General features: G+C 74.3%; 9 protein-coding genes. 4 read left to right on the top strand and 5 right to left on the bottom strand.

All coding sequences use genetic code 11. The annotated features are described in order from the left end of the window. Nucleotides 1–48: 48 nt before the first annotated feature. Nucleotides 49–15,540, bottom strand: coding sequence for a type I polyketide synthase (locus ACZ38L_RS26570; RefSeq protein WP_465697858.1), 15,492 nt, complete (start codon nt 15,538–15,540; stop codon nt 49–51). A gap of 392 nt (nt 15,541–15,932) precedes the next feature. Here ACZ38L_RS26570 and ACZ38L_RS26565 point away from each other — a divergent pair, with 392 nt between their 5' ends. Next, nucleotides 15,933–17,051 (top strand): agmatinase family protein, encoded by a 1,119-nt coding sequence (locus tag ACZ38L_RS26565; protein ID WP_396563617.1) that lies wholly within the window; start codon nt 15,933–15,935, stop codon nt 17,049–17,051. Nucleotides 17,052–17,055: 4 nt separating this feature from the next. On the opposite strand, the gene ACZ38L_RS26560 is transcribed toward ACZ38L_RS26565, so the two are convergent. The 4 genes from ACZ38L_RS26560 to rpmB all read right to left on the bottom strand — a co-directional run bounded on the left by ACZ38L_RS26560 (nt 17,056) and on the right by rpmB (nt 19,327). After that, entirely contained in the window at nt 17,056–17,439 is a 384-nt protein-coding gene (locus tag ACZ38L_RS26560) for a hypothetical protein (protein WP_465697846.1), read from the bottom strand. 117 nt (nt 17,440–17,556) lie between these two features. Further along, entirely contained in the window at nt 17,557–18,747 is a 1,191-nt protein-coding gene (locus ACZ38L_RS26555) for a CobW family GTP-binding protein (RefSeq protein ID WP_465697844.1), read from the bottom strand. 38 nt (nt 18,748–18,785) lie between these two features. Then, nucleotides 18,786–19,091 carry a 30S ribosomal protein S14 gene (gene rpsN / locus ACZ38L_RS26550; RefSeq protein WP_465697842.1) on the bottom strand — a complete coding sequence of 102 codons (306 nt, stop codon included), beginning with the start codon at nt 19,089–19,091 and terminating at the stop codon, nt 18,786–18,788. Next, a complete protein-coding gene (gene rpmB, locus ACZ38L_RS26545) occupies nt 19,091–19,327 on the bottom strand; it encodes a 50S ribosomal protein L28 (protein ID WP_465697840.1) in 237 nt (78 codons plus the stop codon). The genes rpsN and rpmB overlap by 1 nt, the downstream gene beginning before the upstream one ends. A 153-nt stretch (nt 19,328–19,480) precedes the next feature. On the opposite strand from rpmB, the gene rpmG reads away from it, so the two are divergent. From rpmG to ACZ38L_RS26530, 3 genes are all read left to right on the top strand, one after another. Next, nucleotides 19,481–19,645, top strand: coding sequence for a 50S ribosomal protein L33 (rpmG, locus tag ACZ38L_RS26540; RefSeq protein ID WP_184944103.1), 165 nt, complete (start codon nt 19,481–19,483; stop codon nt 19,643–19,645). Between the two features lie 31 nt (nt 19,646–19,676). Further along, on the top strand, nt 19,677–19,946 hold the full coding sequence (locus tag ACZ38L_RS26535; RefSeq protein WP_465697838.1) for a type B 50S ribosomal protein L31: 270 nt from the start codon (nt 19,677–19,679) through the stop codon (nt 19,944–19,946). A 38-nt stretch (nt 19,947–19,984) separates the two neighbouring features. Continuing rightward, nucleotides 19,985–20,968: GTP-binding protein (locus ACZ38L_RS26530; RefSeq protein WP_465697836.1), on the top strand; the 984-nt coding region annotated here is incomplete at its 3' end.

Raw genomic sequence — 20,968 nt, 5'->3', positions numbered from 1 at the left:
GGGGCGGTCGGGCTTGCGGGCTACCCGGGGCGCACGCCCCGGGGCGGGTCAGGACAGCCCCAACTCCTCGTCCAGCAGGCTGAAGAGCTCGTCGGCGGTAGCCGACTGGAGTTCGGCGTCGGCGGCCGGGTCGGCCGCCGCAGCGGACTGCGGGCTCTGGCTCTCGGTCCACATCGACAGCAGGGTGCGCAGGCGGGTGGTGACGGTCCGGCGCTCCTCGTCGCCGGCATCGAGGGTGGAGAGGATCGACTCCAGGCGGTCCAGTTCCGCGCCGATCGGGAGAGCCGGTGCGGTGGTCACCTCGTCCTGGCGGGTCTCCTCGCGCAGGTAGCCGGCCAGCGCCATGGGTGTCGGGTAGTCGAAGATCAGCGTGACCGGCAGCCGCAGCCCGGCCAGCGCGCCCAGGCGGTTGCGCAGGTCGACGGCGGTCAGCGAGTCGAAGCCCAGCTCGACGAAGCCGCGCTCCGGCTCGATCGCCCCGGCACTGCCGTAGCCCAGCACCGCGGCCACCTGGCCACGCACCAGGTCCAGCAGCAGGCGGTCCCGCTCGGCGTCCGGCAGGCCGCGCAAGCGCTCGGCCAGCGACTGCTCCTCGGCCGCCGCCGGGCCGCGCGTGCCGGCCGGGCCGGCGACCGGGCGGCGGGCCGGGATCCGGACCAGGCCGCGCAGCAGGTGCGGCACCCGCTCGGGGTCGCCGTGGCCGCGCAGCACCGCCACGTCCATCCGCATCGCCACCAGCACCGGGTCGTCCTGACCGTCCGCGAGGTCGAACAGCTCCAGGCCCTCCTTGGGCTGCAGCGGGGCGAACCCGGACCGGGTCATCCGGTCCACGTCCGCCTCGGCCAGCCCGCCGGCCATACCATCCGCCGTCGCCCACAGGCCCCAGGCCAGCGAGAGCGCCGTCAGGCCCTGGACCCGGCGCCGGGTGACCAGCGCGTCCAGGAAGGCATTGGCCGCCGCGTAGTTCGCCTGCCCCGGGCCGCCGAAGACGCCGGCGACCGAGGAGAAGAGCACGAACGCCGAAAGGTTCTGATCCTGCGTCAGCTCGTGCAGGTTCCAGGCCGCGTCCACCTTCGGGCGCAGCACGGCCTCCACCCGCTCCGGGGTCAGCGCGGCGAGCACCCCGTCGTCCAGCACACCCGCGGTGTGCACGACCGCGGTCAGCGGCCGGTCCACCGGCACGGCGGCCAGCAGTGCGGCCAGCGCCTCGCGGTCCGCCACGTCGCAGCCGGCGATCTCCACCTCGGCACCCAACTCGGCGAGCTCAGTGCTGAGTTCGGCCGCGCCCGGGGCGTCGGCACCGCGCCGGCTGGTGAGCAGCAGACGCCGCGCGCCGTGCTCCACCACCAGGTGGCGGGCCACCAGCGCGCCCAGCGCCCCGGTGCCGCCGGTGACCAGGACCGTCCCGGACGGATCCAGCGACAGCGTCCGCTCGACCGGCGCGGCCGCCACCCGGCCGAGCCGGAAGGCGTGCACAACCCCGCCGCGGAGGGCGAGTTGGGGCTCGCCACTGGCCAGAGCGGTCGCGAGGGCGGTCTGCGGGTCGGCCTCACCGTCCAGGTCGACCAGCACGATCCGACCGGGGTTCTCGGTCTGTGCGGAGCGCAGCAGCCCCCAGGCGGCGGCGTGGGCCAGGTCGGTGACACCCACGTCCTCACCGGTCGCCACCGCACCCCGGGTGAGCACCACCAGCGGCGTGTCGGCGAGCCGGTCCTCGGCCAGCCAGGCCTGCGCCAGCGCGAGCACCCGGTTCACGGTCGCGCGCACCACCTCGGGCACATCCGCCACGGAGTCGTCCGAAGCGAAGCACGGGACGACCACCGCCTCGGGCAGCTCCCCACTCGCCAGCAGCGCGTCGAGGTCGGGGAACACCGGGAGACCCAGGGCCAGGGCGTCATCGCTCAGCGCCGCCCAGTGCCCGGTCACCAGGTCGCCCGCGGCCGGCAACGCCACCCACTCCGGACGGAACAGCGACTCGTGGAACGCCGCCCGCGCGGCCCGCAACTGCTCCGCCGACACCGCCCGCAGCACCAACGCGTCCACCGACGCCACCGGCCGCCCGAACTCGTCCGCCAGCTCCAACGACACCCCGTCCGCCCCGACCGGCGCCAACCGCACCCGCAGCGCCGAAGCACCGGTGGCGTGCAGTCGCACCCCGCTCCAGGAGAACGGCAGCCGGGCCCGGCCGGCGTCCTGGTCGGCCTGCGCGACGACTCCGCCCAGGCCGACGCCGTGCAGTGCGGCGTCGAGCAGCGCCGGGTGCAGGCCGAACGGCGTACCGTCCAGTTGCTGCGTGCCCAGGCCCGGCTCGGCCGGCGCCGGCTGGATCTCGGCGAACACCTCCCCGTCGCGGCGCCAGGCCCGGCGCAGGCCCTGGAAGAGCGGGCCGTACTCCAGGCCGGCCGCCGCCGCACCTTCGTAGAGGCCGGCGGTGTCGACCGGCTCGGCGCCGGCCGGCGGCCACTCGCCGAGGTCGAAGCCGGCCGGCCGCGCACCGGAGGCGAGCAGACCGGTCGCGTGCCGGGTCCACGGCGTCTCGGCCGGGACGTCCTCGTGGCGCGAGTGCAGGGTCAGCGAACGGCAGCCGGACTCGTCCGGCTGGCCGACCGTGATCCGCAGCAGCACCCCGCCGCGCTCGGGCAGGACCAGCGGCGCGGCCAGCGTGAGTTCCTCCAGCAGGTCGCAGCCGACCTGCTCGCCCGCACGCACGGCCAGCTCGACGAAGGCCGTACCCGGCAGCAGCACCGAGCCCATCACGGCGTGGTCGGCCAGCCACGGCTGGGTGGAGAGCGCGATCCGACCGGTGAACACGAAGCCACCGGAGTCCGGCAGCTCGACCGCCGCACCGAGCAGCGGGTGACCGGTCGGCTCGACACCGACCGTGGCCAGGTCGCCGGCGGAGATGCCCATGTCCAGCCAGTAGCGGTCCTTCTGGAAGGCGTAGGTGGGCAGATCGACCCGCCTGGCGCCCGCGTCCGTGAAGACGGCCGGCCAGTCGAGCCGGACCCCACGCACGTACAGCTGGGCCAGACCCGCGGTGAACGTCTCCACCTCCGCACGGTCGCGGCGCAGCACCGGCGCGAACACCGCCTCCTCGGCCACGCACTCCTGGCCGAGCGCGGAGAGCGTCCCGTCCGGCCCCAACTCCAGGAACGTCCGGACGCCCTCGCTCTCCAGGGTCCGCACGGCATCGGCGAAGCGGACCGCCTCGCGGACGTGCCGTACCCAGTACTCGGGCGAGGTCAGGTCGGCAGCCTGGTCGAGGGTCGAGACGATCGGGATCTTCGGCTCGTGGAACTCCAACCCCTCGGCCACCGCACGGAACTCGGCCAGCATCGGGTCCATCAACGGCGAGTGGAACGCGTGGCTCACCGTCAGCCGCTTCGTCTTGCGGCCCTCGGCGGCCAGCATCTCGGCCACCTCCAGCACCGCATGCTCAGCGCCCGAAATCACCACCGAGGACGGCCCGTTGACCGCCGCGAGGCCCAACTCGGCCTCCCGGCCCGCGAGCAGCGGCAGCACCTCGTCCTCGGCCGCCTGCACCGCCACCATCGCACCACCGGACGGCAGCGCCTGCATCAACCGACCACGCGCCGCCACCAGCTTCGCCGCATCCGCCAGCGACAACACACCCGCCACATGCGCGGCAGCGATCTCACCGATCGAATGCCCGGCCAGCACGTCCGGCCGCACACCCCACGACTCCACCAGACGGAACAGCGCCACCTCGAGCGCGAACAGCGCCGGCTGCGTGCAAGCCGTCTCGTCGATCCGCTCACCCCCGAAGACCACGTCGCGCAGCGGCAGTTCCAGCGCCGCGCACACCGCCTCGAAGGCCGCCGCGAACACCGGGAACGCGCCGTACAACTCAGCGCCCATCCCGGCCCGCTGACTCCCCTGGCCGGTGAAGAGGACGGCGGTCCGCCCACCAGTGACCGACCCCTGCACCAGGCCCGCGGTGGCCGCCGCCTCGCCGGCCGCCAGCGCGTCCAGCCGCCGCAACAGCGCCTCGCGGTCACCGGCGACCAGCACCGCGCGCTGCTCCAGGGCGGTACGCGTGGTCGCCAGCGAGTAGCCGACGTCGACCGGCCGCAACTCGGGCCGTTCCGTCAACAGCGCGCGCAACCGTGCGGCCTGCGCCCGGAGCGCCGGCTCACCCTTGGCCGACAGCACCCAGGGCACCACCCCCGCCGGGGCTCCCGGCTCCGCCGGCTCTCCCCCAGCCACGGGGGTCCCCCCGGCCGAAGGCTGGGGGAGGCTGGAAGGCGCCCCCACGACGGCCTCCGGTGCCTGCTCCAGCACGGTGTGCGCGTTGGTGCCGCTGATGCCGAAGGACGAGACCGCGACCCGGCGCGGCCGGCCGGTCCGCGGCCACTCCCGCGCCTCGGTCAGCAGCTCCACCGCACCCGCTGCCCAGTCCACCTGCGGCGACGGCTCGTCCACGTGCAGGGTCCGCGGCAGCACGCCGTGCCGCATGGCCATCACCATCTTGATCACACCGGCGACGCCGGAGGCCGCCTGGGTGTGGCCCAGGTTCGACTTCACCGAGCCCAGCCAGAGCGGCCGGTCGGCCGAGTGCTCGCGCCCGTACGTGGCCAGCAGCGCCTGCGCCTCGATCGGGTCGCCCAGCGAGGTCCCCGTCCCGTGCGCCTCCACCGCGTCGACCTCGTCGGCCGTGACGCCCGCGTTGGCCAGCGCCGCGCGGATCACCCGCTGCTGCGACGGACCGTTCGGCGCCGTCAGACCGTTGCTCGCGCCGTCCTGGTTGACCGCCGAGCCACGCACCACCGCCAGCACCGGGTGCCCGTTGCGCCGCGCGTCCGACAGCCGCTCGACCAGCAGCATGCCCGCGCCCTCGCCCCAGCCCGTGCCGTCCGCCGCGGCCGCGAAGGACTTGCAGCGCCCGTCGGCCGAGAGCCCGCGCTGCCGACTGAACTCCACGAACGTACCGGGGGTGAACATGACGGTGACACCGCCGGCCAGCGCCATGGTGCACTCGCCGCTGCGCAGCGCCTGCACCGCCAGGTGCAGGGCCACCAACGAGGACGAGCAGGCGGTGTCCACGGTCACCGCCGGCCCCTCCAGCCCGAAGGTGTAGGCGACGCGTCCGGAGACGACGCTGCTGGAGCTGCCGGTGCCGAGGTAACCCTCGACCTCGTCGGGAGCGGCCCGCAGCCGGGTGCCGTAGTCGTGGTACATCACGCCCGCGAAGACGCCGACGGACGTGCCGCGCACGGTCACCGGGTCGATGCCGGCCCGCTCGAAGGCCTCCCAGGTGGTCTCCAGCAGCAGGCGCTGCTGCGGGTCCATGGCCAGCGCCTCGCGCGGCGAGATGCCGAAGAACGCCGGGTCGAAGTAGCTGGAGTCGTGCAGGAACCCGCCCTCGCGGGTGTACGAGGTGCCGGGGGTGTCCGGGTTCGGGTCGTACAGGGCGTCCAGGTCCCAGCCGCGGTCGGTGGGGAAGGTCGAGATCCCGTCGCGTTCCTCGGCGATCAGCCGCCACAGCTCCTCGGGCGAGCTCACCCCGCCCGGGTAGCGGCAGGCCATCGCGACGATGGCGATCGGGTCGTCGACGTCGCTCGCCGCCCGCGCGGTCGCCGGCTCAAGGCTGAACTCCTCCAGCCCACCCAGCAGTTCGTCGCGCAGATGGCCGGCGAGTGCGGTCGGGTTGGGGTAGTCGAAGATCAGCGTCGCGGGCAGCCGCAGGCCGGTGGCCGTGGCCAGCTGGTTGCGCAGCTCGACCGCGGTGAGCGAGTCGAAGCCCAGCTCCTTGAAGGCCCGTTCGGCGTCGACGGCTTCGGCACCGGCGTAGCCGAGGACCGCGGCGATCTGCCGCCGGACCAGGTCGAGGAGCGCCTGCCGCTGCTCGGCGACGGCCAGCGGGGCGAGCCGGCCGACCAGCTCGGACTCGCCGGAGGCCGCACCCACGCCTGCGGACTCCACGGCCCGGCGCAGCGGGGCGCGAACCAGCCCACGCAGCAGCGGGGGCACCGGCCCGGCCGCCGCCTGTGCCCGCAGGGTGGCGGTCCGGATGTGCATCGGCACCAGGACGGCGTCCTCGCTCCGGACCCGCAGCGCGGCGTCGAAGAGCGCCACGCCCTCAGCCGAGCTGAGCGCCCCGAGGCCCGAACGCTCCATCCGGGCACGGTCGTTGTCGTCAAGGTGGCCGCTGACTCCACTGCTCTGCGCCCACAGCCCCCAGTCCAGCGAGGTCGCCGGCAGCCCCGCCGAACGGCGGTGCCCGGCGAGCGCGTCCAGGAAGGCGTTGGCCGCCGCGTAGTTGCCCTGACCGGGACCGCCGAAGAGGCCGGCGGCCGAGGAGAAGAGCACGAACGCCGACAGGTCGAGTCCGGCGGTCAACTCGTGGAGGTGCCAGGCCCCTTCGACCTTGGGTCGCAGCACGCGCTCGACCCGATCCGGGGTGAGCGCGGAGAACACGCCATCGTCGGTGATGCCCGCGGTGTGGACCACCGCCGTCAGCGGACGCCGCAAGGAGCCCAACAACTCGGCCAGCGCCGCCCGGTCGGCCACGTCGCAGGCCGCGATCTCCACCTCGGCGCCCAACTCAGCCAGCTCGGCGAGGAGTTCAGCCGTACCAGGTGTTTCGGCTCCGCGCCGGCTGGTGAGCAGCAGGTGCCGGACGCCGTGCTCGGTCACCAGGTGCCGAGCGAGCAGCGCGCCGAGCGCGCCGGTGCCGCCGGTGACCAGGACGGTCCCCTCCGACCCGAACACGGGAGCCTCGGCCACCGAGACCTCCACCCGAGCCAGCCGCAGCGCGTGCGGCACGCCCCGGCGAATCGCCAGCTGCGGCTCCTCCGCCGTCAAGGCGGCGGTCAGCGCCGACCGCGACGCGGCGTCCTCGTCGGAGTCCACCAGGACGATCCGACCGGGGTTCTCGGTCTGTGCGGAGCGCAGCAGCCCCCAGGCGGCGGCGTGGGCCAGGTCGGTGACACCCACGTCCTCACCGGTCGCCACCGCACCCCGGGTGAGCACCACCAGCGGCGTGTCGGCGAGCCGGTCCTCGGCCAGCCAGGCCTGCGCCAGCGCGAGCACCCGGTTCACGGTCGCGCGCACCACCTCGGGCACATCCGCCACGGAGTCGTCCGAAGCGAAGCACGGGACGACCACCGCCTCGGGCAGCTCCCCGCTCGCCAGCAGCGCGTCGAGGTCGGGGAACGCGGAAACCTCGCCGTCGAACGCGCCCAGGACCGCGGCACCATCACCCAGCACCGCCCAGCGCCCGGTCACCAGGTCGCCCGCGGCCGGCAACGCCACCCACTCCGGACGGAACAGCGACTCGTGGAACGCCGCCCGCGCGGCCCGCAACTGCTCCGCCGACACCGCCCGCAGCACCAACGCGTCCACCGACGCCACCGGCCGCCCGAACTCGTCCGCCAGCTCCAACGACACCCCGTCCGCCCCGACCGGCGCCAACCGCACCCGCAGCGCCGAAGCACCGACCGCGTACAGCGACACGCCGGTCCAGGAGAACGGCAGCCTGCCCTGCCAGTCGGTGTCGTCGGCGGCGGCCAGGCCGAGCGCGTGCAGGGCGGAGTCGAGCAGCGCCGGGTGCAGCCCGAACAGGCCGGCGTCGGCCTCCGCCTGCTGCGGCAGGCGCACCTCGGCGAAGACCTCGCCGTCGCGGCGCCAGGCCCGGCGCAGGCCCTGGAAGACCGGGCCGTAGTCGAAGCCCAGCTCGATCAGGTTCTGGTAGCGGCCGTCCAGCTCGATCTCGGTCGCGCCGGCCGGCGGCCACTCCTCCAGACCGAGGTCGGAGCCGGCCGGCCGCGCACCGGAGGCGAGCAGACCGGTCGCGTGCCGGGTCCACGGCTCCTCGGCCGGGACGTCCTCGCGACGCGAGTGCAGGCTGAGCGCACGGCGGCCGGTCGGGTCCGCCGCCGCCACGGTGAGACGCAGCTGCACCCCGCCCTGCTCGGGCAGGACCAGCGGCGCGGCCAGTGTGAGTTCCTCCAGCAGGTCGCAGCCGACCTGCTCGCCGGCGCGCACGGCCAGCTCGACGAAGGCCGTGCCCGGCAGCAGCACCGAGCCCATCACGGCGTGGTCGGCCAGCCACGGGTGGGTGGAGAGCGCGAGCCGGCCGGTGAACACGAAGCCACCGGAGTCCGGCAGTTCGGCCGCCGCGCCGAGCAGCGGGTGGTCGGTCGCGCCGAGACCGGCCATGGTGACGTCTCCGGCGCCCAGCGCCGGGACGTCGGGCCAGTAGTGCTCGCGCTGGAAGGCGTAGGTGGGCAGGTCCACCCGGCGGGCGCCCTGGCCGGCGAAGACCGCCTCCCAGTCCACGGACACGCCCTGGACGTACGCCTGGGCGAGGGCGCCGGTCAGCGTGCGCACCTCCGGACGGCCCGCGCGCAGCGCCGCCGCGAACACCGCCGGCTCGGCCACGCACTCCGGCCCGAGAGCGGACAGCACCCCGTCCGGGCCCAGCTCGACGAAGGTGGTGACGCCCTGGGTCTCCATCGTGCGCACCGCGTCGAGGAAGCGCACGGCCTCGCGGACGTGGCGCACCCAGTACTCGGGCGAGGTCAGGTCGGCAGCCTGGTCGAGGGTCGAGACGATCGGGATCTTCGGCTCGTGGAACTCCAACCCCTCGGCCACCGCACGGAACTCGGCCAGCATCGGGTCCATCAGCGGCGAGTGGAACGCGTGGCTCACCGTCAGCCGCCTCGTCTTGCGACCCTGCTCCGCCAGCTTCTCGGCCACCGCCAGCACCGCCGCCTCGGCACCCGAAAGCACCACCGAGGACGGCCCGTTGACGGCCGCGACACCCACCTCACCGGCCAGCAGCGGCAGCACCTCGTCCTCGGCCGCCCGCACCGCCACCATCGCACCACCGGACGGCAGCGCCTGCATCAACCGACCACGCGCCACCACCAGCTTCGCCGCATCCGCCAGCGACAACACACCCGCCACATGCGCGGCCGCCAACTCACCGATCGAATGCCCGGCCAGCACGTCCGGCCGCACACCCCACGACTCCAGCAGCCGGAAGAGCGCCACCTCGACGGCGAACAGCGCCGGCTGCGCGCAGCCGGTCCGGTGGATCAGGTCACCCTCGGTCGCGAACAGGACGTCCCGCAGCGGGCGGTCCAGGTGCTGGTCCAGGTGCGCGAAGACCTCGTCCAGCGCGTCCGCGAAGACCGGATGGGTGTCGTACAACTCCGCGCCCATGCCCGGACGTTGGCTGCCCTGGCCGGTGAAGAGGAAGGCCGTCCGGCCCAGCCCGGCGGTGCCCTCGACCAGCCCCAGCGCCTCCTCCCCCGCGGCCAGCGCGGTCAGCGCCCGCAGGTGGCCCGCCAGGTCCGCCGCCACCACCACGGCCCGGTGCTCCAGCGCGGCCCGGGTGGTCGCCAGCGAGTAGCCGACGTCGACCGAGCGCGCCTCGGGCTGCTCCGCCAGCTGGGCGCGCAACCGCTCCGCCTGCGCCCGGAGCGCTCCCGCATCGCGCGCGGACAGCGGCCACGGCACCACCGGCGCCGTCACGGTCGCCTCGACGACCGGCTCTCCCCCAGCCATGGGGGTCCCCCCGGCCGAAGGCTGGGGGAGGCTGGGAGGTGCCCCCACGGCGACCTCCGGCCCCTGCTCGACGATCACATGCGCGTTGGTCCCGCTGACGCCGAAGGACGACACCGCCGCCCGGCGCGGCCGACCGGTCTCCGGCCACTCCCGCGCCTCGGTGAGCAGCTCCACCGCACCCGCCGCCCAGTCCACCTTCGGCGACGGCTCGTCCACGTGCAGGGTCCGCGGCAGCACGCCGTGCCGCATCGCCAGCACCATCTTGATGATCCCCGCCACGCCCGCCGCGGCCTGGGTGTGCCCGATGTTGGACTTCACCGACCCCAGCCACAGCGGCCGTTCACGGTCCTGCCCGTACGTCGCCAGCAGCGCCTGCGCCTCGATCGGGTCACCCAGCGAGGTCCCCGTGCCGTGCGCCTCGACCGCGTCCACCTCACCGGCGGTCAGCCCGGCCGAGGCCAGCGCCTGCCGGATCACCCGCTGCTGCGACGGACCGTTCGGCGCCGTCAGACCGTTGCTCGCGCCGTCCTGGTTGACGGCCGAACCACGGACCACCGCCAGCACCGGGTGCCCGTTGCGCCGCGCGTCGGAGAGCCGCTCGACCAGCAGCATGCCCACGCCCTCGCCCCAACCGGTGCCGTCCGCCGCCGCCGCGAACGCCTTGCACCGGCCGTCGGCGGCCAGGCCGCGCTGCCGGCTGAAGTCGACGAACGCGCCGGGGGTGGACATCACGGTGACACCACCGGCCAGCGCCAGCGAGCACTCGCCGGCCCGCAGCGCCTGGATCGCCCAGTGCAGGGCCACCAACGAGGACGAACAGGCGGTGTCCACGGTCACCGCCGGGCCCTCCAGGCCCAGGCAGTACGCGACGCGCCCGGACATCACGCTGGCCGCGTTGCCGGTGCCGAGGAAGCCCTCGGAGCCGTCCGGCGCGCTCAGGATGAGCGGCAGGTAGTCCTGACCGTTGGTGCCGGTGAAGACGCCCGTCCGGCTGCCGCGCAGGCCGGACGGGTCGATACCGGCCCGTTCGAACGCCTCCCAGGAGGTCTCCAGCAGCAGCCGCTGCTGCGGGTCCATCGCCAGCGCCTCGCGCGGCGAGATCCCGAAGAAGCCGGGGTCGAAGGCGCCGGCATCGGCCAGGAAGCCGCCCTCGCGGACGTAGGAGGTGCCGGGGTGCTCGGGGTCGGGGTCGTACAGGGCGTCCAGGTCCCAGCCACGGTCGTCCGGGAACCCGGCGAGCGCGTCCGTGCCGGCGGCCAGCAGCCGCCAGAGCTCCTCGGGCGTGCTCACGCCGCCGGGGAAGCGACAGGCCATGCCGACGATGGCGATCGGATCGTCGTCGTCCGGCCGGCCCGGGACCACCGCGTCCGAGGCGGTCTCCGGTGCGGAGCCCAGGAGTTCGGCGCAGAGCAGTTCGGCGAGCGCGGTGGCGTTGGGGTAGTCGAAGACCAGGGTCGCGGGCAGTCGCAGGCCGGTGAGCGCGGCGAGCAGGTTGCGCAGCTCGACCGCGGTCAGCGAGTCGAAGCCCAACTCGCGGAAGGCACGGGCCGGTTCGACGGCGTCCAGGTCCGAGTAGCCGAGCACGGCGGCGACCTGGGCACGGACGAAGTCCAGTGCGAGGCGGCCGCGTTCGCCCTCGGTGGCGGCGGACAGCCGCTGCCGCAGCGAGGAGCTGTCGGCCTGCTCGCCGTACTCCGCCTCCGCGTCCGCCAACGCCTTCACCGCCTCGGGCAGTTCGGCGAAGAGGGTGCTGGGCCGGATCGCGGTGTACTGGGGTGCGAAGCGGTCCCAGAGCACGTCCACCACGAGCGAGAAGGTCTCGTCGTGGTCCAGCGCGTGCTGCATCGCGGCGATCGCGAGCTCGGGTGCCAGGGCCGGCACGCCGCCACGGCGCAGGCGCTCGGTGACCACGTCGTCCACCGCCATGCCGCCCTCGGCCCAGGCGCCCCAGGCCATCGTGGTGGCGGGCAGGCCGGCGGCCCGGCGCTGCTCGGCGAGCGCGTCCAGGAACGCGTTGGCGGCGGCGTAGTTGGCCTGGCCGGGGCCACCGAAGGTGCCGGCGAAGGAGGAGAACAGCACGAACGCCGACAGGTCCAGCCCGCGGGTCAGCTCGTCCAGGTTGACGGCCGCGTCCACCTTGGGCCGCAGCACGCCGGCCAGCCGCTCCGGGGTCAGCGCGTCCAGCACACCGTCGTCCAGCACACCGGCCGCGTGCACCACGGTGGTCAGCGGGTACTCGGCGGGCAGCGCGGCCAGCAGCTCGGCGAGCGCGGCGCGGTCGGCGACGTCGCAGGCGGCGACGGTCACCCGGGCGCCGAGCGCGGTCAGCTCGGCCTCCAGCTCGGCCACACCGGCGGCGCCTCGGCCGCGCCGGCTGGTCAGCACCAGGTGCTCGGCTCCGGCCCGGGCCAGCCAGCGGGCGACGTGGGCGCCGAGCGCGCCGGTGCCACCGGTCACCAGCGCCGTGCCGCGCGGGGTCCAGCCCTGCGCCGGGGCCTCGCCGCGCGGCGCGCGCAGCAGCCGGCGGGCCAGGATGCCGGAGGGACGGATCGCCAGGTGGTCCTCGTCGCCGAGGTCACCGAGCACGGCGGCCAGCCGGCCGAGCGCGCGCTCGTCGGCCGTCTCGGGCAGGTCGACCAGGCCGCCCCAGCGCTCGGGGTACTCCTGCGCCACGACCCGGCCCAGACCCCAGATCTGCGCCTGGCCCGGGTGCTCCAGCCGGTCGGAGCGACCGGTCGAGACGGCGCCGCGGGTGGCGCACCACAGCGGTGCCTCGATGCCGGCGTCCCCGAGCGCCTGGACCAGGGCCAGGGTGCCGGTGAGGGCGGCGGGCACCGAGGGGAGGCCGGGGTGCGCGCTGTCGTCCAGCGCGACCAGGGAGAGCACGCCGTCGACCGGCTGCCCCTCCTCGGGCAGCGCGGCGCGCAGCCGCTCGGCCAGCGCCGTCCGGTCCGCGGTCGCCGCATCGAACTCGACCCACCGGACGGTCACACCGCGCTGGGACAGCGCCCGGCCGGCGGCGGCCGGCCACTCGTGCTCCCGCTGCCCGGCCGGGACCACCAGCACCCAGTGGCCCGCGACCGCCGCGCGCGGCGCCTCGGTGGTCGGCCGCCAGCCGATCCGGTAACGCCAACCGTCCACGGTGGAGCGGTCGCGGCTCTGCCGGCGCCAGGCGGTCAGCGCGGGCAGCACCGAGCTCAGCGGCTGGTCGCCGTCCAGGTCCAGGGTGGTGGTGAGGGCCTGCAGGTCGCCGCGCTCGACGGCCTCCCAGAACCGGGCGTCCACCGCGTCGGTGCCGGCCGGGCCGGCCGTCGCGGTCTCGGCCCAGGCGGCGGCGGTCGGCCAGTAGCGGCGGTGCTGGAAGGCGTAGCTGGGCAGGTCCACCCGGCGGGCGCCGAGGCCGGCGTAGTACGCCCGCCAGTCGACGACCGCGCCGCGCACCTGGACCTGGGCGAGGGCGGTGGTCAGTGTCCGGGTCTCGGGGCGGTCACCGCGCAGCACCGGCGCGAACACCGCGTCCCCGCTCACGCACTCCTGACCGAGCGCGGAGAGCGTCCCGTCCGGGCCCAACTCCAGGAACGTGCGGACGCCTTCGGCCTCCAACGCCGCGATCGCGGCACGGAACCGGACGGCCTCGCGGACGTGGCGCACCCAGTACTCGGGCGAGGTCAGGTCGGCGGACTGGTCGAGGGTCGAGACGATCGGGATCCGCGGCTCGTGGAACTCCAACTCCTCGGCCACCGCGCGGAACTCGTCCAGCATCGGGTCCATCAGCGGCGAGTGGAACGCGTGGCTGACCGTGAGCCGCTTGGTCTTGCGCCCCTGCTCCGCCAGCTTGGCCGCAACCGCCAGCACGGCCGCCTCGGCGCCCGAAAGCACCACCGAGGACGGACCGTTGACGGCCGCGATCCCCAACTCGGCCTCCCGGCCGGACAGCAGCGGCAGCACCTCGTCCTCGGCCGCCCGCACCGCCACCATCGCACCAGCGGACGGCAGCGCCTGCATCAACCGACCACGCGCCGCCACCAGCTTCGCCGCGTCCGCCAGCGACAACACACCCGCCACATGCGCGGCCGCCAACTCACCGATCGAATGCCCGGCCAGCACGTCCGGCTTCACACCCCACGACTCGACCAGGCGGAAGAGCGCCACCTCGACGGCGAAGAGCGCGGGCTGGGTGTAGCCGGTCTCGTCGATCCGGTCACCCGTGAAGACGACATCCTTCAGCGGCCGCTCCAGGTGCCGGTCCAGCTCCGCGCACACGGCGTCGAAGGCCGCCGCGAACGCCGGGAACGAGCCGTACAACTCGGCGCCCATGCCAGCCCGCTGGCTCCCCTGGCCGGTGAAGAGGAACGCCAGCCGGCCCTCGGCCACCGAGCCCCGGACGACGTTCGCCGCCGGCTCACCCGATGCCAGCGCACCCAGCCCGCGCAGGAACTCCTCGCGCTCACCGGCCACCAGCACGGCCCGACGCTCCAGCGCCGCCCGGCCGGTCGCCAACGAGTGGCCCACGTCGAGCGGTTCGAGCCCGGGCTCGGCCTCCAGCCGCTCCCGCAGCCGAGCCGCCTGGGCGCGCAGTGCCTCCTCGCTCCGGCCGGCCAGCGGCCAGGGCAGCACGGCGGGCGCCGGGACCGCCGACTCGGCGCCCGCCTCCGCGACCTCGTCGGCGGGTGGCTGCTCGATGATGGTGTGCGCGTTGGTGCCGCTCATCCCGAACGAGGAGATGCCCACCCGCCGCGGCTGCCCGGTCTCGGGCCAGGGCCGGGCCTCGGTGAGCAATGAGACCGCCCCGGCCGACCAGTCGACGTTCCGGGTCGGCTCGTCCACGTGCAGGGTCTTGGGCAGCACGCCGTGCCGGATCGCCATCACCGTCTTGATCACCCCGGCGACGCCGGCGGCGGCCTGGGTGTGCCCGATGTTGGACTTCAACGAGCCCAACCACAGCGGGCGTTCACGGTTCTGGCCGTAGGTGGCGAGCAGCGCCTGGGCCTCGATCGGGTCACCCAGCCGGGTCCCCGTGCCGTGCGCCTCGACGGCGTCCACCTGGTCGGGGGTCAGCCGGGCGCTGGCGAGCGCCTGGAGGATGACCCGCTGCTGGGACGGGCCGTTGGGCGCCGTCAGACCGTTGCTCGCGCCGTCCTGGTTGACCGCCGAGCCGCGCACGATCGCCAGCACCGGGTGCCCGTTGCGCCGCGCGTCGGAGAGCCGCTCGACCAGCAGCATGCCGGCGCCCTCGGCCCAGCCGGTGCCGTCGGCGGCGTCCGCGAAGGACTTGCAGCGGCCGTTGGCCGCCAGCCCGCGCTGGCGGCTGAAGTCGACGAAGGTGCCCGGGGTGTTCATCACCGTGACACCGCCGGCCAGCGCCAGCGAGCACTCGCCGTTGCGCAGCGCCTGCACCGCCAGGTGGAGCGCCACCAGGGAGGACGAGCAGGCCGTGTCCACCGTCACCGCCGGGCCCTCCAGGCCCAGGCTGTAGGCGATCCGGCCGGAGACGACGCTGGCCGCGTTGCCGGTGCCGAGGTAGCCCTCGACGTCGTCCGCGGAGTTCAGCAGGACGGCCAGGTAGTCCTGACCGCTGGTCCCGGCGAAGACGCCGACCCGGCTGCCGTGCACCGACAGCGGGTCGATGCCGGCCCGCTCGAACGCCTCCCAGGACGTCTCCAGCAACAGCCGCTGCTGCGGGTCCATCGCCAGCGCCTCGCGCGGGCTGATGCCGAAGACGGTCGGGTCGAAGTGGGCGAGGTCGTGCAGGAAGCCGCCCTCGCGGGTGTACGAGGTGCCGGGGTGGTCCGGGTCCGGGTGGTAGAGCGCCTCGACGTCCCAGCCACGGTCGGCCGGGAACTCGGACATCGCGTCCCCGCCGGCGGCGACCAGCTGCCACAGCTCCTCGGGCGAGGCCACCCCGCCCGGGAACCGACAGCTCATGGCGACGATGGCGATCGGTTCCTGGTCCTTGGCCTCCACCTCGCGCAGCCGCAACCGGGTCTGGTGCAGATCGGCCGTCACCCGCTTGAGATAGCCGCGGAGTGTCTCTTCATTCGCCATTTAACGTGACCTCTTTACGGCGTTCCGGCTGCCGATCCGCGGTGGGGCCGCTTGCGATCGAAACGATATCCGGCGTCACGCTAGAGCTGCCCCACTGGACCGCCAACCCCTACCCACCCCCTAGGTGACGTCCGGTAATTCGTCGCGCGCGGCGAGGGAACGGCGGCCACCGCGAATAGGGGTGAACCTGGTTCCGAATAGGGGTCAAAGGGGTCGAACAGGAGGCCGGCCAGGGTTCGGCGGATTTCCCGGCCCGCCTAGGCTGGTGCCCCAGCAGAGTATGCGAACCAGTCGATGAACCAGCTGCACCAATCGAATGCGGAATGCGACGTAACGTCCACCGGGGAGATGTGTTGAACGACAAGCCTCAGACGCCCGAGCACCGCCTGGAGATCGACCGGTCGACGGCGCCCGGCCGGGAGCCGGGGCCGATCGACCTCCGCCGGTACTACGCGCACCCCGCCTACTCGGGCATCGCGACCTTCATGGGTGTTCCGTACTGCCTCAACCAGGAGGACCTGCGGGCCGGGAACGTCGACGTGGCCGTGCTGGGCATCCCGCTGGACGCCTCGGTCGGCCACCGCGGCGCGTCGTACGGGCCCCGCATGATCCGGTCCGACGAGCGCTACATCTTCAACACCCCCGAAGCGGTGATCAACGCCAGCACCCGGATCAACCCGTTCGACGTGCTGAAGGTGGTGGACTACGGCGACGCGGCCGTGGACCCCTTCAGCACGGCGAACTCGATCGGCCCGATCCGGGCGCTGGTCCGGGAGATCGCCGAGGTGGGGGCGGTGCCGGTGCTGCTCGGCGGCGACCACTCGCTGCTCTGGCCGAGCGTCGGCGCGCTGGCCGACGTCTACGGCCCGGAGAAGATCGGTGTCATCCACTTCGACGCCCACCCCGACTGCCACGACACCATGTTGGGCCACCGGGTGACCCACAGCACCCCGATCCGGCGGATCATCGAGGACGAGAAGATCCCGGCCGGCAACGTGGTCCAGGTCGGCCTGCGCACCGTCACCGGCCCCGACAACCAGCTGTTCAACTGGATGCGCCGGCAGGGCATGAAGTCGCACTTCATGGCGGAGATCGAGCAGATCGGCTTCCACGCCGTCCTCGACAAGGCGATCGCCGAGGTGCAGGAGAACGCCGAGTTCGTCTACCTCTCGCTGGACATCGACGTGCTCGACCCGGCCTTCGCCCCCGGCACCGGCACCCCCGAGCCCGGCGGCCTGACCAACCGTGAGCTGTTCCCGGCCTTCCGCCGGATCTGCCACGAGACCAAGGTCATCGGCATGGACGTGGTCGAGGTCGCGCCGCACCTGGACGCCGGCTACTCCACCACGATGAACGCCCGCCGCGCCATCTTCGAGGGCCTGACCGGCCTGGCGATGAACCGCCTGAAGATCACCGGACCGAACTACCTCAACCCCATCGTCTCCGGCCAGATCAAGTTCCCCATGGGCTGACCGGCTACCGCCCGGGCGCGCGGGTGCGCTGCGGCGGAGTGGCCGTGCTCCCCGCGCCCCGGCACGATCCCGTCGTCTTGGTCGACGAGGTGTAGTCCTCGCGCAGCGCCACCACGGCGGGCAGCAGGTCACCGGTGCGCAGCAGGACCCGACCGTCCGGGGTGCGCACGTCCCACAGCGCGTCACCGGCCTGGACGGCGGTGCCCAGGCAGAGCGGGCGGGTGATGTCGGTGACGTCACTGAAGGTGACCCGTTCGGCGGTGGCGGCTGCCGAGTAGGTGCGGCCCATGCACTTCACGAGCACCGCCCGGGCGCCGACCTCCTCGAATCCCAGCACGTGGGGGACGGCGGCGGCATCGGCGTCCTGGCGGACCGGGGACTCCAGCATGGGCCGTCACTCCAGGCAATCGTTCTGAAACACAGAGTTAACTGTGCCACAGTCGCGCCGCCCGCTCAAACAGTCCGTCCGCCCCGACTCCGCCGGCCCGGGCCCAGCGGCTCGGGCTCAGGAGCCGACCGGGTCGAGCAGGTCCTCGAAGGCGTCCGGCAGCGCCTTCCACCCCGGCTCCCCGGCCGCGAGCTCGACGTCGGTGAGCAGGCAGGAGTCGAGCAGTTCGGTGATCCCGTCGACGTCCAACCCCTGGGCGGTGAAGCTCAGCTGCTGCACCCGGTCGCCGTGCCGGCGGTCCCAGTCGAGGGCGGCGGCGGCCCGCCGAGCGGGCGGGTAGAGCTCCCAGGCGGCGTCCGGCAGCGCGGCGAGCCAGGGGCCGCACTCCTCGACCGCCAGGTTGGCCCCCGCCGCGTCCCAGGCCAGCATCAGGTCCGGCCGGTTGGCCAGCCAGAACCGCCCCCGGCTGCGCTGGGCGGCCGGGACCAGCTCCTCCAGCGCCTCGTACAGCCGCTCGGGGTGCAGCGGCCGACGGCGCTCCCAGACCAGGGTGGCCACGCCCGCCTCGTCGGCCTGCTGCGGCAGCAGGGCGAGCGCCGGGTTGACCCGGTCCCGGGCGGCGGCCACGTCGAACCCGGCGAGCGCGGCGGCGCCCAGCGTGCCCGTCCCGAGCTTCACCGCCCGCACCGTCGGGTGGAGTTGGCGCAGCATGGCGAGGCCGGCGTGCAACTCGGCGCTCCCGGCGGCCTCCTGCGCGGCGGCGACGGCCAACACCCCGGCGTACTCGATCTGGTGGGCCAGCGCCTCGGCGAGGGTGCGCTCGTCGTCGGCGCAGGTGTGCAGCCGATGCTCGGAGAGCTGGTCCGAGACCGAGAGTTCGGGGACGACCCGCAGCGGGTCCACGGCGGTGACCACGCCGACCACGTCCACCACCTCGTGCATGCACCGGTCGCCGGACTCACCGCCCGCGATCACCTCGACCAGCGGGTGCGGGTCGCTGCCGCCCCACAGCTCCACCACGGCGAGGCGATGGCGACCGGCCTCGGCGATCCGCCGCAGTTCGGGCAGCAGGTCCTCGCGCAGGGCGCAGCACGGACAGTCGTTGGTGAGCGGCACCCGGACGTCGTGCAGCGGCCCCGAGGCGTCCCGGGCCTCCCGACGGACCCGGCCCTCGCCGGCCCGGGCGAGGTCGTGGTGCAGCACCACCGCGTCCCGGTGGGCTTCGAGCAGTTCCAGGACGGCCTGGCGGCGGGCGGCCTCGTGCAGGCCGCCGACCACCACCACGGGCAGCAGGCTGGATGGGGACACCCCTTGGTCTTCCTTTCCGATCGAGTTCGGTGCCGGTGCTACCAGCTGGCCTTGCGGACGCCCGGGAGGAACCCGGCGTGGGCCTGCTGTCGCAGGCCGATCCGGGAGAGGCCGAAGGCGCGCACGTACCCGCGCGGGCGGCCGTCGACGGCGTCGCGGTTGCGCACCCGGGTGGCACTGGCGTCGCGCGGCTGGCGTTGCAGCTCGGCCTGCGCGGCGGCGCGGCCCTCGGGCGTGGTGGCCGGGTTCGCGATCAGCCGCTTGAGTTCGGCCCGCCGCTCGGCGTACCGGGCGACGATCTCGCGGCGCTGCTCGTTCTTGGCAATCTTGCTGCGCTTGGCCATCAGATCTTCTCCCCACGGGCGCGCACCCGGGCGACGGCCCGCTCGATGCCGAGCTTGTCGACCGTTTTGATGCCCTTGGCGCTGAGCGTCAGGCGCACGAAGCGGCCCTCGCTGGGCAGCCAGTAACGCTTGGTCTGGATGTTCGGATCGAAGCGGCGCCGGGTGCGGCGGTGCGAGTGCGAGATGGTGTTGCCGAACCCGGGCTGGCGGCCGGTGAGTTGGCAGTGGGCGGACATGGCGTCTCCGTGTCGACTGGGGGCAGGGCGGGAGGCCGGGCGGGGAATGCCACGACTGCCGCCGGCGTTGAATCGACACTACACCACATGAAAACGAAAACCATTACGCTAGTGTGGTGCGGCAACCGCCACACCCCGCCCGGAAGGACACCCATGGCCCGCAACGAACTGCGCCCGATCATCAAGCTCCGGTCCACCGAAGGGACCGGCTACACCTACGTCACCCGCAAGAACCGCCGCAACGACCCCGACCGCCTCGTCCTGCGCAAGTACGACCCGGTCGCCCGCAAGCACGTGCTCTTCCGCGAAGAACGCTGACCCCGCCCACCTCCACCTCTGGGAGACCGCCATGAAGCCCGGCATCCACCCCGAGTACCGCCCCGTCGTCTTCCGCGACAACGCCGGCGGCCTCGCCTTCCTCACCCGCTCCACCGCCACCAGCACCCGCACCATCGAGTGGGAGGACGGCAACACCTACCCCGTCGTCGACGTCGAGATCTCCTCCGCCAGCCACCCCTTCTACACCGGCACCGCCCGCGTCCTGGACACCGCCGGCCGCGTCGAACGCTTCCAGCGCCGCTACGGACTCACCGGCTCGAAGCCCGGCACGGCCAACTGACTCCAGGTCGACTCCGCCGGCCACCCGAGAGGAGCGAGATGCCCCCGCAAGGCGAGCCGCCGCCACTGCCCGTCGCCGTGCTCGGCGGCCTCGCCACCGGAGTCCGCGACTGCGTCGCCGACCTGGCGCGCATCGAGACCCCCGGGCTGGCGGCGCTCGCCCTGCGGGCCCACCCCGACGGCCGGGGGCTCTCCTGGCGGCTGCTGGAGCGCTCCGGGCCGGTGGACGGCGGCTCGGTACCGGTGGACTGCGACCGGGGGCCCGCGTCCCGCCCGTCCTCCTCCCGCCTCCTGCCGGCGGCCCTGCTGCCGCTCCTGTTGCGGCTGGCTCGCGCCGGCCGCCACCGGCACCTGCTGCTCACGCTCCCGCCCGGGATGGAAGCCGACCCGGTCGCCCTCGGCCTGCTGCACGGCCACGCGCGCGGGCAGGCGCTCGCCGACCACCTGCGGATCGACACGGTCGCCGTCGCCGTCGACCTCTCCCGCGTCGAGGACGACCTCAACAGCGGCGACCGGCTCGCGCGGCACGGGCTCGCCCTCGGCCCCCACGACCGGCGCACCCTGGCCGAGACCGCCGCCCGGCACCTGGAGAGCGCCGACCTGGTGGTGACCGCGAGCACGAACGACCCCGACCCCACCACCTCCGCACGCGCCACGGCGCTGATCCGCCACCTCGCCCCTGCCGCCACCACGACCCACATCTGCCACGACCCACTGACCGGGTCACTCCGCACGTCCGACCCCGCGCCCCTGACCGGCGCGAACCTCTTCGACGCCGACCGGGCCCGGGACCGGCACGGGCCGCTACCCCCGCCCACTCGACCGCCCGCGCCCGAGTACGGGGTCCGCTCCACCCACTGGACCTCCCGCCGACCGCTGCACGCGCGACGCCTCCACGACGCGCTGGAACAGATCTGTGCGGGCACCCTCCGCGGCCACGGCCACCTGTGGCTGGCCAACCGCCCCGGCACCATCCACCGCTGGGAGTCCGCCGGCGAGCACCTGGCCATCCAGACCACCGGC

The sequence above is a fragment of the Kitasatospora sp. NPDC024654 genome, from assembly GCF_055559155.1.
This window is presented reverse-complemented; position numbering and strand designations above follow the sequence as displayed.

Excerpts from the sequence above, each read along its gene's own strand:
- ACZ38L_RS26560 (WP_465697846.1), bottom strand. The coding sequence starts at position 17,439 with ATGCTGGAGTCCCCGGTCCGCCAGGACGCCGATGCCGCCGCCGTCCCC.
- rpsN (WP_465697842.1), bottom strand. The coding sequence starts at position 19,091 with ATGGCCAAGCGCAGCAAGATTGCCAAGAACGAGCAGCGCCGCGAGATC.
- rpmB (WP_465697840.1), bottom strand. The coding sequence starts at position 19,327 with ATGTCCGCCCACTGCCAACTCACCGGCCGCCAGCCCGGGTTCGGCAAC.
- rpmG (WP_184944103.1), top strand. The coding sequence starts at position 19,481 with ATGGCCCGCAACGAACTGCGCCCGATCATCAAGCTCCGGTCCACCGAA.
- ACZ38L_RS26535 (WP_465697838.1), top strand. The coding sequence starts at position 19,677 with ATGAAGCCCGGCATCCACCCCGAGTACCGCCCCGTCGTCTTCCGCGAC.